This window comes from Pseudomonas corni, from assembly GCF_057128765.1.
This window is the reverse complement of record NZ_JBSKHW010000035.1, coordinates 1-1,576: the sequence shown is the minus strand read 5'-3', so window position 1 is coordinate 1,576 and position 1,576 is coordinate 1. Positions and strand designations below refer to the sequence as shown.

The following is a 1,576-nucleotide window of genomic DNA, read 5'->3' as shown; positions in this document are numbered from 1 at the left end:
TCGGGATCTGGTTTCGCTTCACGGTTGACGAGCGTTTGCGTATTGAGGTGGTGGAATTTCACGACGATCAGCGCCACTACGCGGGCGACATGCAGTTGCCGTATCGCACGCAATCGGGCCTGGGCAGCAGCGGGGTCGATGGCGTCTGGCAGTTGCAGACTGAACATCAGGTGGTGGAGCAACACGTCAACTTTCGCGCCTATCACCATCGTGATATTCACGCGTTTCTCGACGGAGATGTCGATCAAACGCGCGGATCGGAAACGCTCTACGGTGAGGCCTATCACTACGCCGAGCCCTACACCGTGCTCGGCGATCCCATTGATCAGGACGAAGACCTGCTCAGCGAAAGCGGTTTTTTCTACGCCCGCTTGCGCCATGAGCGTTACCTGAACGAGCAGACGCGCCTGAGCGGTGTCAGCAGCAGCCCGACCCTGGCGCTGGCTCAGGTGCTGAAGATATCCGGCGGCGCGCCCCAGGCCTTTGCGCCTGGCGCGGTTATCACCCGCCTGATCACCCGCGCTGCCCGGGACCGCAGTTTTGAAGTCAGCTTCGAGGCGATGCCCTACGCGGAAACCATCTGCTTCCGACCGCCGCTGCTGCCTAAACCACAAATCGCTGGCACCGTTCCGGCCCGTGTCACCAGCAATCAGGCGCAGGATATTTACAGCCACATCGACCGGGAAGGCCGCTACAAAGTCAGTTTCCTGTTCGACCGCGACAGCTGGAAACCCGGCGAAGAAAGCCTCTGGTTGCGCCTGGCCAGGTCTTACGCCGGTGACACCCACGGCCTGCACCTGCCGCTGATCTGTGGCACCGAAGTGGCCATCGCCTTCGAACAAGGCGACCCAGACCGCCCTTTCATCGCCCACGCCCTGCACGACAACAAACACAAAGACCACGTCACCCTCGACAAGCGCGACTACACACGCAACGTCCTGCGCACCCCGGCCAACAACAAGTTGCGCATGGAGGATTTGCGCGGGCAGGAGCATGTGAAGCTCAGTACTGAATACGGCGGCAAGAGTCAGCTGAATCTTGGGCATCTGGTGGATGCGCAAAAGCAGAAAAGGGGAGAAGGGTTTGAGTTGCGCACCGATGGTTGGGGCGCGATTCGGGGTGGGAAGGGCGTGTTTATCAGTGCCGATGAGCAGGGTAAGGCGCAGGGGCAGCAGCTTGAAATGGATGCTGCCGTTGGACTTCTGCAACAGGCTGGCGATCAACTGAAAACGCTGTCAGTCGATGCGACTGCTGCCAACGCTGATCCCGCCGATGTGCAAGCGCAGATCAGCCTGCTCACGCAAGACCTGGAACAGCTCAAGTCGTCGGTCCTGTTACTCAGCGCACCGGCAGGCATCGCGCTCACCAGCGGCGAGCACCTGCAACTGGCGGCGAAAAACAACCTGATGCTCAACGCCGGTGCTCAAGCTGACATCAGCGTGGTCAAGCGGATGTTCGTCGGCGTGGGCGAAGGGTTGAGCCTCTTCGTGCGCAAGCTTGGCATCAAGCTGTTGGCCAATCATGGCCCGGTGACCATTCAGGCGCAGAACGGCACCCTGGAAATCCTCGCGCGGCA

General features: G+C 60.5%; 1 protein-coding gene. It reads left to right on the top strand.

Translation table 11 applies throughout. The annotated features are described in order from the left end of the window. A partial coding sequence (locus ACWKV9_RS27645; protein ID WP_483839288.1) for a type VI secretion system Vgr family protein occupies positions 1-1,576 on the top strand: 1,576 nt, incomplete at both ends.